Origin of the sequence: uncultured Paraglaciecola sp. (assembly GCF_937123705.1) — a bacterium.
Taxonomy (GTDB): Bacteria; Pseudomonadota; Gammaproteobacteria; order Enterobacterales; family Alteromonadaceae; genus Paraglaciecola.
Genome location: NZ_CAKZKO010000089.1, coordinates 1 through 7,426, shown reverse-complemented (window position 1 = coordinate 7,426; position 7,426 = coordinate 1). Strand labels below are relative to the sequence as shown.

15 protein-coding genes are annotated in these 7,426 nt (G+C 49.5%); 14 read left to right on the top strand and 1 reads right to left on the bottom strand.

Annotated elements, in window-relative coordinates; all coding sequences use genetic code 11:
- Positions 1–340: 340 nt before the first annotated feature.
- The gene (locus Q0688_RS12115; RefSeq protein WP_299076731.1) at positions 341–706 is read right to left on the bottom strand and encodes a helix-turn-helix transcriptional regulator; all 366 of its coding nucleotides are present in this window, start codon (positions 704–706) and stop codon (positions 341–343) included.
- Positions 707–819: 113 nt separating this feature from the next.
- Here Q0688_RS12115 and Q0688_RS12110 point away from each other — a divergent pair, with 113 nt between their 5' ends.
- The 14 genes from Q0688_RS12110 (at position 820) to Q0688_RS12045 (ending at position 7,339) form a co-directional block, all read left to right on the top strand.
- Positions 820–1,041 carry a hypothetical protein gene (locus Q0688_RS12110; protein WP_299076729.1) on the top strand — a complete coding sequence of 74 codons (222 nt, stop codon included), beginning with the start codon at positions 820–822 and terminating at the stop codon, positions 1,039–1,041.
- A complete protein-coding gene (locus Q0688_RS12105; RefSeq protein WP_299076726.1) occupies positions 1,038–1,751 on the top strand; it encodes a hypothetical protein in 714 nt (237 codons plus the stop codon). Before Q0688_RS12110 ends, Q0688_RS12105 begins: the two co-directional genes overlap by 4 nt.
- Entirely contained in the window at positions 1,748–1,990 is a 243-nt protein-coding gene (locus Q0688_RS12100; protein WP_299076723.1) for a hypothetical protein, read from the top strand. Before Q0688_RS12105 ends, Q0688_RS12100 begins: the two co-directional genes overlap by 4 nt.
- Positions 1,987–2,205: a hypothetical protein gene (locus Q0688_RS12095; protein WP_299076720.1), complete on the top strand. Its 219-nt coding sequence runs from the start codon at positions 1,987–1,989 to the stop codon at positions 2,203–2,205. The genes Q0688_RS12100 and Q0688_RS12095 overlap by 4 nt, the downstream gene beginning before the upstream one ends.
- Positions 2,202–2,504, top strand: a complete 303-nt coding sequence (locus tag Q0688_RS12090) for a hypothetical protein (protein ID WP_299076717.1) — start codon at positions 2,202–2,204, stop codon at positions 2,502–2,504. Before Q0688_RS12095 ends, Q0688_RS12090 begins: the two co-directional genes overlap by 4 nt.
- A complete protein-coding gene (locus Q0688_RS12085) occupies positions 2,501–2,722 on the top strand; it encodes a hypothetical protein (protein WP_299076714.1) in 222 nt (73 codons plus the stop codon). Before Q0688_RS12090 ends, Q0688_RS12085 begins: the two co-directional genes overlap by 4 nt.
- A 184-nt stretch (positions 2,723–2,906) precedes the next feature.
- Complete coding sequence (locus tag Q0688_RS12080; RefSeq protein ID WP_299076711.1) at positions 2,907–3,194, top strand: hypothetical protein; 288 nt, start codon at positions 2,907–2,909, stop codon at positions 3,192–3,194.
- Positions 3,191–3,373 (top strand): hypothetical protein, encoded by a 183-nt coding sequence (locus tag Q0688_RS12075; RefSeq protein ID WP_299076708.1) that lies wholly within the window; start codon positions 3,191–3,193, stop codon positions 3,371–3,373. Before Q0688_RS12080 ends, Q0688_RS12075 begins: the two co-directional genes overlap by 4 nt.
- Positions 3,370–4,053: a hypothetical protein gene (locus Q0688_RS12070; protein ID WP_299076705.1), complete on the top strand. Its 684-nt coding sequence runs from the start codon at positions 3,370–3,372 to the stop codon at positions 4,051–4,053. Before Q0688_RS12075 ends, Q0688_RS12070 begins: the two co-directional genes overlap by 4 nt.
- The gene (locus Q0688_RS12065; RefSeq protein WP_299076703.1) at positions 4,050–5,675 is read left to right on the top strand and encodes a DEAD/DEAH box helicase; all 1,626 of its coding nucleotides are present in this window, start codon (positions 4,050–4,052) and stop codon (positions 5,673–5,675) included. Before Q0688_RS12070 ends, Q0688_RS12065 begins: the two co-directional genes overlap by 4 nt.
- Positions 5,672–6,646, top strand: coding sequence for a primase-helicase zinc-binding domain-containing protein (locus Q0688_RS12060; RefSeq protein WP_299076701.1), 975 nt, complete (start codon positions 5,672–5,674; stop codon positions 6,644–6,646). Before Q0688_RS12065 ends, Q0688_RS12060 begins: the two co-directional genes overlap by 4 nt.
- A complete protein-coding gene (locus Q0688_RS12055) occupies positions 6,643–6,990 on the top strand; it encodes a nucleoside triphosphate pyrophosphohydrolase family protein (RefSeq protein WP_299076699.1) in 348 nt (115 codons plus the stop codon). Before Q0688_RS12060 ends, Q0688_RS12055 begins: the two co-directional genes overlap by 4 nt.
- Positions 6,987–7,202: a helix-turn-helix transcriptional regulator gene (locus Q0688_RS12050; protein WP_299076697.1), complete on the top strand. Its 216-nt coding sequence runs from the start codon at positions 6,987–6,989 to the stop codon at positions 7,200–7,202. Before Q0688_RS12055 ends, Q0688_RS12050 begins: the two co-directional genes overlap by 4 nt.
- On the top strand, positions 7,199–7,339 hold the full coding sequence (locus tag Q0688_RS12045; RefSeq protein WP_299076694.1) for a hypothetical protein: 141 nt from the start codon (positions 7,199–7,201) through the stop codon (positions 7,337–7,339). The genes Q0688_RS12050 and Q0688_RS12045 overlap by 4 nt, the downstream gene beginning before the upstream one ends.
- The last annotated feature ends 87 nt before the right edge of the window (positions 7,340–7,426 follow it).

The window sequence follows — 7,426 nt, the reverse complement described above, 5'->3', positions numbered from 1 at the left end:
GCGTCAGGACAGTGCGCGGGATGTAGTTCGTGGAAATGTCTAGGACTTGGTGGTTTTCGATTTGGGCGTGGGACATGGTGTTGCTCCGTTCGGGTTTAATAACGATGAAACAAAGGATAGTGCAACTATCCTACCAAGTCAACTAGTAAAACTATCCTTTTCAGAAAAAAATAACGCGGTTGCTACTTTTGTGAGGAGGTAGTAAATTGACGCCTTCGTGCAAATTCGCTAGGGGAAACCGTGAACGCAGACCAGGACACTCAAGAACCTAGCATTAAAGAAATTGCCAGCGAGGTTGCTCTACTTGATGAGTCGGGCAGAGAAAAAATCAGAAGCTTGATCAGATATTGTCTTGCGAATCAAGCAGGTTGCGAATCATCCGGCGAACAATTTTCTGATTCTCTTCATCTAAATCCTGAAGATCGTCAATGATGTCGGCATAGTCGCCATCAGCAGTAAGGTTGGCGGTCCAAGGCAATATTTGGACTAAAGGCACCCCGAAAACCCTAGCTAGCTTTCTTCCCATATCAATGGTAACTCGCATCCTGGCGTTTACTATGGCCGAGACTGTTTTGGGCGACTTCCCGATCATTTTGCCTAACGTGGCGTGAGTCATGCCCGATCTGCGTTTCTCGTTCTCGAAAAGCTCTCTGACGTTTCTGTACTCTGCAATGTTCTCTGGCGACATCTTTACAGTGTGTGGCATTCAAACTAACTCATGAATAAAGAGTAGTAATTCTAGCCGCACACACCTCCCTGTTAGAAAATAACCTATTTTACAGTTGCACAGGATAGTAAAACTATCTACTATCCATCAGTATGAAAAAGACACTTGAGTACGACATCACGCTTCAGGACGAAGTTAGTCGCCACACAATTGAAGGAACAGCCAAGGCGATGGGCATCACCAAAGGCGCTGTCTGGCAAATGATTAGGGATAAGCGGCAGGTTTATCTGATCAGCTCAGGCGACGGCTTTCGTTATTTCGAAATAAAGGAATTTGACCGAACTATCGCTGTGAAACGAGGCAAAGCCGCATGAACACCATCCAATCCCGATTCATCTACCTGCGCGAATACCACGGCCTGAGTATTGAGCAGTTTGCCTATGTGTGGTTTGGAGGCGTCAAGGGCAACAAGCTATCCCAGGCCAAGGCTTTAGAAAAGACAAAACAGCCAGCTTTTAAAACGCTGGCAAAACTCGCAGAATTCTATGAAGGGCTTAACCTGAATTGGCTTGTTACTGGCGCTGGCAAGCCGTTTCTTTTTGAGCCTAGCCGGATGGTGGTTGAGTTGCCAGAAGGCGCTTTAGATCGCGGCGTGCGCAAATCAAAGTTTACCGAAGAGCAAGATCAGTTGATTCGTGATGCATGGCCAGAGCTTCCGGCAATCGAAGGGTTTGCGAAAAGCCAAGTTAAAAATCGAGCTTGTGTTGGGCTGGGCTTAAGACTAAGTGATAAAGAGATTCAAAGACGAAGAGTCGAGAACAATAAAAGGTCTGGCCGTCAATTTTCTGGTGAAGCAAAGTTGACGGATGTTGAAGCCTACAACGCCAGAAACCGCAAACGTCGTGAATCAGAAATGCTAGCTGGCGACGGTTACGCAACCTTTACCCGAGAGCAGGACCAGCAAATTAAAGCCGCATGGCCTGACTACAAATCAGTGTCGTTACCGCACAAGGATTCTGCACAGATTTACAACCGTGGGATTCTACTTGGACTACCGAAGTTGTCGGATGTGAGACAGGCATGACCCAACACGCAAACAACGCACCATCGACCCAGCGTCGAAACAACCTCAAGCCAAGAAGTAAAATCTACCGGCACCAGTCAGCTTGCACGGGCAAAGACTGTCCACGTAGCCACCTATGCGCCAGAGCAAACCGCAAAGACAGTGTGACGTTTTCAGGCCCGTTGCTGCATATGTTTAACAGCGACTGCAAATTGTTTAGTCGGTTTGCGGTAATTCGTCGTGAGAGCAAAGCCTCATGAAAACCCTATGCCGCCCAACAAAACCCTGCACCGTCAAACGCTGGTGCTGCCGCTTCTTAGGCGTTGAATCCACCCAATCCCAATACGCAGACTACAGCTCTGATGCCGGTATTAGATGCCCGAAACGAATGAGCACTGACCATTATCCAATGATACCGATTCGATTTGTTAAAGAGGTTGAGGCGGATATTGAACAACTGAGGAAAGCAGGATGAAACGCAGACAAACACGCGACCCAAACAAATACTGCATTGATTGGGATGACAACCAAATGATCAGTGACGCCCAGTATGCGGCAAATATGCGCCGAAGACTCAACCACTCACGAAAACAGCTCAAGCACAAATCAGTAACAAAGCAGCTTCGAGCTTCTGACAAAGCCGAGCGCATAGCTGTTTACGCGCTGAACAACGGTGGCAGCTTTCCGACTATTCGGGAGCGTGACGCACAGGAAAGAAGAGACTTGCTTAGACGTGCCGGGTATCAGCTTATTGATGTGGAGGCTGTGGCGTGAGCAACCAATATCCATTCCAGCAACTAGCCGCAAAACCCAGCAGCCGCAGTATTGCCATTAAAGCTATGTGCGCTCAATGCGCTGGTGGCCCTACTTCTGAGGTGAGCATATTGCAAAAACAGTACGACTCAGACTGGAAAGCGACGATTAGGGATTGTCCTAGTACTGGGTGCCCCTTGCATGTTTTCCGGCCTTATCAGGCCCGTAAAGCCTCATGAGACTAGCCGCCGACGAATCACGCTGCATTAACTCAACATGCAGTAAACGCGACGTATGCAAGCGCTGGACGGATTTACCGCATGAGCATCAAGTGTTCTCGCGTTTCATGCCTGTTAACGGCGTGTGCGAGTTTTTTATTCCGATTTACGAATTGCCGGATATCGGCGTGATTGAGAAATAACTATGTCAAAAGCAATATACGAATTTAACTGGGATGTTGGTCGAGGCTACAACCTTGACGGCCTATTTATCGCCGAAGCCAGTGATATCGAATCGCTCATAGGCAGTGAGGTTTATTTCGGCGAGGTTTGCGGAAAGCACTCAGAAGTTGTTGTGGAGATTGAGCGCTCTCACTTCACCGTGAAAACAGAAGACCAGGATTTCATTGCCAAGTTTGAAGAAATCATGGGTCATGGAACTATCTCTGGTCACAACCCGCTGGATTACTGCGATCCAGACGAAGAAGAGTGACTCACAAAAAAGGCCGAGCTGCGCTAACAGCCCGACCTGTCTTACTCACTAACCCGAAACCTTTCAAGAAACGAGATAGCGATATGAATGTAGTAGATGCAGACCTTATAGCAAATGGATCATCAGAGCAACTAGCCATTAAACCAGTGGGCGGGAATTTGACGGAGTTGGCGGTATGAGCGGCCAGTACAGACCTGTATCGCCTGGGTACTGGCAAGACCCTATTGTTCGATCATGGGGCAAGCTGCCGACTAGTCCGCACACGCTGTCATTGTGGATATTGACAGGTCCGCTGTTAGGCGTATTGCCGGGATTGGTTTCTGTAGGCCGTTACGGTATATGCGAACAAATCAAGTGGACGCCGGATGAGTTAGACGAAAACATGGCCGCACTTGTAGCTGCTGGCATGGTCCAGTTTGATTCAGATGCGCCGTTATTGTGGTTGCCCAAAGCCATCAAATACAACGCGCCACGTTCACCGCTCAATGTCATGGGCTGGGCTAGCGACTGGCGAAAACTGCCTAGTTGTTTGATAAAGGAACGAGCGTTTCATGTGCTTCAGTCGCATTGCAGAAGTCGTGACGCAGACATGGAAAGCAAGACGAAAAAGACGACCAAGAACTCATTTGAAACCGCTTTCAGAGTATCGATTGAGAAGCCAAAAGAGAGTGGTATTCAGCATCAAGAACATAGTTTTAACCATGATAATAACTATGTTTTCCCAGAAAAAATAAACAAAGAACAAGAACAAGAGAAAGAGAAAGACCAAGACTCCCGCAAGAATCGGCATCTATCCGATGACGGACCTACAGGAACGGTGACGCCGATTGACTGCATGAAGTCGGGAGGTGGCCGATGAGCGCCGGATACAAGCCAGACGCCGATACGCTTGAGATCATGAAGCGTTCTGAGGTCGAGTGGTCTCAGACGAATCAAGTTACAGGCAAGCCCAAACTACGCCCTTACCAAGAAAGTGCAGTTAATGGCGTACGTCAATCCATGAAGGCAGGTCACCGTAGGGTTTTAGTTCAAGCGTCCACCGGGGCAGGGAAAACAGTTACCGCTGCGAGCATCATAATTTCATCCGTTGGCAAGGGAAACAGGGTGTTGTTTCTTGCGGACACGCTGGAGCTTGTCGAGCAGGCCGTTGCAACATTCGACAAGTGGGGTTTGGATGTTGGTGTGATGCAGGGTGATCACTACCGCACGGATGAAAGTTGCATGGTCCAGGTTTGTACGCCCCAGACAATCTCAGCCAGACTTAAAAAGCAACGGGCAAACTTTGAGCGGTATCCGGTGGGCTTGATCATGGTGGATGAGTGTCATGTGGTTTACAAGGCGCGTGATGCTCTTGCAGAGATATACCCTAACTCGCCGTTTATTGGACTATCAGCAACGCCGTTTACGAAAGGGCTGGGCAAGTTCTACACCGATGTTGTCGAAATGATTCCGATGCGAGAGCTGATAGATCAGGGCTATTTGTCGGATTACACAGCTTATGGGCCGGACGTTCCTGATATGTCAGGGGTGGCCATGTCCGGCGAGGATTACAACGCTGGTGGTGCTGCTGAGGTTATGTCTAATCAGAACCTTGTCGGGTCAATTCTCGACACATGGAAAAAACACGCTGAAGGATTGAAGACGATTGTTTTCGCCTGCAACGTTGCTCACAGCAAGGCTTTATCCAGAATGTTCATTGACGCTGGATACAGTTGCGAGCATGTGGACGGATACCCGACATCGGCAGACGCCGCCCAGCGACAGGCTGAGCGTTTTGAAGTTATTGAGCGATTCAGGAAAGGCGAAACGCAGATACTGTGCAACGTCGCTATCGCAACAAAAGGTTTTGACGTGCCGGATATTGGATGCATTGTTCTGGCAAAGCCGACGAAATCAGAAATGCTGCTATGGCAGATGGTCGGCAGAGGTTTGAGAACTGCCGAGGGCAAAGCCGAGTGTGTTGTGCTGGATCATGGTGGTAGTTTGCTTCGGCTGGGGTTTCCAGAGGACCGGACGGACTTCACGTTGTGTGATGGCACAAAGACGAGCAGCGACAAGAAAAAAGAGCGCAAAGAGCGACTTCCTACGCCTTGTCCTGCTTGTACGTTTTTGCGTCCTGCTGGGGTTCACAAGTGCCCAAAGTGCAAATTTGCGCCTGAACCACAGCACGAGATAACCAACATTGACGGCGAGCTTGTTCCTTTGAAGTTGGCAAAGCAGATGGAGAAGCCGTGGAATGCAGGAAGCAAAGCGACCAAAGAGGTTAAGCAGCAGATATACAGCGAGCTTGTCAGGATCTGCGAGGACCACGGTAGAAAAAAGGGATGGGTGTTCCACACTTACCGGGATATGTTCGAGATACAGCCGAAGGGCCTTGACTGGGTTCCGGCGCGGTCGGTTTCGCGTGATGTTGAAAAGTTCATAACCAACAAAAACGCAAGATTCAAACGACAGGCCGCAAAGCAGGAGGCGCGAGCATGAGCAATCTTGGCGAACTATGTCAGCACCGGTGGGAGTCAATCCTTGTGGCGCTGGGTGTTCCAGAAAATCTATTGAACAAGAAGCACCAGCCGTGCCCACTGTGCGAAGGCGGGACCGACCGATTCCGCTGGACAGATCACTTAGGAACGGGTGCTTACATTTGCAGTCAGTGCGGATCTGGCGACGGCATCAAGTTCTTGATGGAATTCACAGGAAAGGATTTCAAGACAGTTGCAACTGATATCGAGTCGATACTTGGAGCTACAGAAGCACGACCGCCAAAACTAGCGGACCCCGGCAAGCTCAAGGAAAAACTAAACGCGGCATGGTGTGGCGCATACCCACTATCGAAAGGCTGTCCGTCGCACCGATATCTGCTCAATCGCGGACTGAAAGGCATCAAGTTTTCCGATGTTGAAAATGTGCGCTGTCACCCTGCAATGACTTACTGGGATTCGGCAAGAGGTGACAAGCCTGTTGACTGCGGGAAGCATCCGGCAATGCTGGCTTTGGTAGTCGGTCCTGACGGCAGCTCGTTGACTGTTCACGTCACCTACCTGACGCCGGAAGGCAAAAAGATCGACAGGAAGCCAGCGCGAAAGGTCATGCAATCGCCACACAAATACTACGGCGGCGCTGTAAGACTTCAAACACTTCAGCCTGGGCAAATCCTGTGCGTCGCTGAAGGAATAGAAACAGCCCTTGCCATGAAGTTGCTCTACCCAGACTTGTGCCCATGGGCCTGCATATCATCAGGCGGACTAGAGAGATTCGAGCCGCCGAAGTTCAGAGAAATGGAGGACGTGCAAACAATCTACATAGCAGCCGACGCAGATTTGTCATACACAGGGCAAGCGGCAGCCTATGGACTGGCAAAGCGCCTATCACGCGATTACAAACCGTCAGTGCTTATGCCTGCCGAGATGGGCAGTGATTTTCTCGATCAACTCAACACACAGGACGCCGCATGAACACATACGCAGATTTCGTAGCCGAAAAACTCAAACCTGCTGAGACTATTCACGATGAGCTGACCACCAGTAAAGTCGATCTACTTCACGCGGTTGTTGGATTATCCGGCGAGTCTGGCGAATGCTTGGATCTTGTCAAAAAACATGCGTTCAACAATAAACCGCTGGACAATCACAAACTGATTGAAGAAATGGGAGATTGCGAGTTCTACCTCGCGGCACTGAGAAACGCGCTCGGCGTTAGTCGTCAGGATGTTATCAATGGCAACGTGGCAAAGCTGAGCAAGCGGTACAAAAGCACGTACACGGATGCTGAAGCTATTGCGCGAGGGGATGAGCGATGAACACCCAATCCTTAATCCACACAGCACAACGCAACGGCCTAACCCAGACACAAATTGCTTTCCATGCAGGCGTATCACAACCCACAGTGCATCGAATTCTATCCGGTGAATTTGTCAGGCACGAGGTAGAGCAGCGAGTTTTGAACTGGCTTGAATCACATGTACCAGTTGAATTCATGGGTGAGGTTTTTATGGTGAGAGGTGAGGCATGAAACACGGTCAATCCAGCATAGGCGGCAAAGAGCTGCACGAACTCAATCGGCACGATGACAAAAGTATGGGCCGCGTATTCGCTGTTATAGCTGCCTTTTTTGTGTTGCTGCTTGTGATCTTGATGGTGGCGTTATGAGCAGAATAACTGGATACGCAGAAACAGACAGCATCGCTCATACTCTTGAGTCCAGTAATCTTTCATTCGTCACAACAGGCGCTGATA

Excerpts from the sequence above, each read along its gene's own strand:
- Q0688_RS12090 (WP_299076717.1), top strand. The coding sequence starts at position 2,202 with ATGAAACGCAGACAAACACGCGACCCAAACAAATACTGCATTGATTGG.
- Q0688_RS12115 (WP_299076731.1), bottom strand. The coding sequence starts at position 706 with ATGCCACACACTGTAAAGATGTCGCCAGAGAACATTGCAGAGTACAGA.
- Q0688_RS12110 (WP_299076729.1), top strand. The coding sequence starts at position 820 with ATGAAAAAGACACTTGAGTACGACATCACGCTTCAGGACGAAGTTAGT.
- Q0688_RS12080 (WP_299076711.1), top strand. The coding sequence starts at position 2,907 with ATGTCAAAAGCAATATACGAATTTAACTGGGATGTTGGTCGAGGCTAC.
- Q0688_RS12045 (WP_299076694.1), top strand. The coding sequence starts at position 7,199 with ATGAAACACGGTCAATCCAGCATAGGCGGCAAAGAGCTGCACGAACTC.
- Q0688_RS12060 (WP_299076701.1), top strand. The coding sequence starts at position 5,672 with ATGAGCAATCTTGGCGAACTATGTCAGCACCGGTGGGAGTCAATCCTT.
- Q0688_RS12055 (WP_299076699.1), top strand. The coding sequence starts at position 6,643 with ATGAACACATACGCAGATTTCGTAGCCGAAAAACTCAAACCTGCTGAG.
- Q0688_RS12070 (WP_299076705.1), top strand. The coding sequence starts at position 3,370 with ATGAGCGGCCAGTACAGACCTGTATCGCCTGGGTACTGGCAAGACCCT.
- Q0688_RS12105 (WP_299076726.1), top strand. The coding sequence starts at position 1,038 with ATGAACACCATCCAATCCCGATTCATCTACCTGCGCGAATACCACGGC.
- Q0688_RS12100 (WP_299076723.1), top strand. The coding sequence starts at position 1,748 with ATGACCCAACACGCAAACAACGCACCATCGACCCAGCGTCGAAACAAC.
- Q0688_RS12050 (WP_299076697.1), top strand. The coding sequence starts at position 6,987 with ATGAACACCCAATCCTTAATCCACACAGCACAACGCAACGGCCTAACC.
- Q0688_RS12065 (WP_299076703.1), top strand. The coding sequence starts at position 4,050 with ATGAGCGCCGGATACAAGCCAGACGCCGATACGCTTGAGATCATGAAG.
- Q0688_RS12095 (WP_299076720.1), top strand. The coding sequence starts at position 1,987 with ATGAAAACCCTATGCCGCCCAACAAAACCCTGCACCGTCAAACGCTGG.